We start from the raw sequence: 1,150 nt of genomic DNA, 5'->3' as shown, positions 1-1,150 counted from the left end.
CCTCGAGGTTCGCGGCCTGCGCGAAGAGGAACGCGGGCCCGGCCTCGAAGGCGCCGGTGGCGTGGGTTCCGAGGTCGTCCTCCGCCATGCCCACGGCGGCGGCGACGGTGGCGCGGGCGGGCGCGGTGCCGATGGGCGCGGGGATGCGCGGGGCGGTGAACTCGGCGAGCCTGCCCTCGGGGGTCTCGCTGATCGAAACGGGCACGAGGCCCGCGCGCTCCTCGAGCGTGACCTCCGACAGGCGCAGCCGCTCGGCCAGGAACAGCGCGCAGCCGATCGTCGGATGGCCCGCGAAGGGGATCTCGGCCGCGGGCGTGAAGATGCGCACCTTCGCCGTGTGCGCGGGGTCGTCCGGCGTCTGCACGAAGATCGTCTCGGACAGGTTGAACTGCCGCGCGATGGTCTGCATCTGCACCTCCGTCAGCGCGTCCGCCCCCTCCACGATGGCGAGCGGGTTGCCCGCGAAGGGGCGCGTCGTGAAGACGTCGTGGACGTGGAAGGGCAGCATCGGGCATCCTCGGCAGGTCGGGTCCGCCGTCCAGAGGATCACCCCGCGCGGGGCAGGGCAAGGGCCGATCCAGGCCGCCGCAGCTCCCGAATCCTTTGACAGCGCCGCGCACGGATCGTATTAAATGAACGACCGTTCAATTAAGGGAGGGCGGGCGCCATGTTCATGGCCTCGATGACGTTCGACCTGGGCGAGGACGTCAACGCGCTGCGCGAGATGGTCCACCGCTGGGCGCAGGACCGGGTGAAGCCGATGGCGGCCGAGATCGACCGCAAGAACGCGTTTCCGAACGAGCTCTGGCGCGAGATGGGCGAACTCGGGCTTCTCGGGATCACCGTGGACGAGGAGTTCGGCGGCGCGGGCATGGGCTATCTCGCCCATACCGTCGCGGTCGAGGAGATCAGCCGCGTCTCCGCTTCCGTGGGGCTCAGCTACGGCGCGCATTCGAACCTCTGCGTCAACCAGATCAAGCTCAACGGCACCCCCGAGCAGAAGGCGAAGTATCTCCCCCGCCTCGTCTCGGGCGAGCATGTCGGCGCGCTCGCCATGTCGGAGGCGGGCGCAGGCTCGGACGTCGTGGGCATGAAGCTCCGCGCCGAGAAGCGGAACGACCGATACGTGCTGAACGGCACGAAATACTGG

General features: G+C 69.6%; 2 protein-coding genes. One reads left to right on the top strand and one right to left on the bottom strand.

The window, feature by feature from the left end:
• The coding region (locus ACTS11_RS04955; protein WP_442639235.1) for a PhzF family phenazine biosynthesis protein at nt 1–508 on the bottom strand (508 nt) is incomplete at its 3' end.
• Nucleotides 509–667: 159 nt separating this feature from the next.
• Here ACTS11_RS04955 and ACTS11_RS04950 point away from each other — a divergent pair.
• Nucleotides 668–1,150 (top strand): acyl-CoA dehydrogenase family protein (locus ACTS11_RS04950; RefSeq protein WP_442639234.1); only part of this gene is annotated, 483 nt, incomplete at its 3' end.

Source organism: Roseicyclus sp. (assembly GCF_052168335.1).
GTDB lineage: Bacteria > Pseudomonadota > Alphaproteobacteria > Rhodobacterales > Rhodobacteraceae > Roseibacterium.
Note: the sequence above shows the minus strand (reverse complement) of the source record. Positions and strands in the feature narration are given on the sequence as shown.